Annotated in this window: 2 protein-coding genes; both read left to right on the forward strand. The window is 66.6% G+C overall.

The window, feature by feature from the left end; genetic code table 11:
* Positions 1-40: 40 nt before the first annotated feature.
* Positions 41-421, forward strand: coding sequence for a HAMP domain-containing protein (locus ON27_RS41655; RefSeq protein WP_245560278.1), 381 nt, complete (start codon positions 41-43; stop codon positions 419-421).
* Positions 318-613, forward strand: a 296-nt coding sequence (locus tag ON27_RS44390) for a HAMP domain-containing protein (protein WP_043734745.1), incomplete at its 3' end; no start/stop codon positions are given. The genes ON27_RS41655 and ON27_RS44390, both read left to right, overlap by 104 nt.

Genomic DNA, 613 nt, shown 5'->3' on the forward strand with positions numbered 1-613 from the left:
CTCCGGCACGTGGCGCGACCTCACCGACTCGGTGAATTTCATGGCGGGCAACCTGACCGCGCAGGTGCGCTCGATCGCCCAGGTGGCCACCGCGGTGGCGCAGGGCGATCTGTCGCAAAAGATCAGGGTCGACGCGCGCGGCGAGATCCTGGAGCTGAAGAACACCATCAACACCATGGTCGATCAGCTGTCCGCGTTCGCCGACGAGGTCACCCGCGTGGCCCGCGAAGTCGGCACCGAAGGCAGGCTGGGCGGCCGAAGCCGATGTCAAGGGCGTCTCCGGCACCTGGAAGGACCTCACCGAGTCGGTCAACGTCATGGCCGACAACCTCACCGCGCAGGTGCGCTCGATCGCCCAGGTGACCACCGCGGTGGCCCGTGGCGATCTGAGCCAGAAGATCAGGGTGGACGCCCGCGGTGAGATCTTGGAACTCAAAGAGACCATCAACACGATGGTCGATCAGCTCTCGGCCTTCGCCGACGAGGTCACCCGCGTCGCCCGGGAAGTCGGCACCGAGGGCAACCTCGGCGGCCAGGCGACCGTACGGGGTGTGTCGGGCACGTGGAAGGACCTGACCGACAACGTCAATGTCATGGCCTCCAACCTGACCGG

The organism is Nocardia asiatica NBRC 100129, assembly GCF_000308415.1.
Taxonomy (GTDB): Bacteria; Actinomycetota; Actinomycetes; order Mycobacteriales; family Mycobacteriaceae; genus Nocardia; species Nocardia asiatica.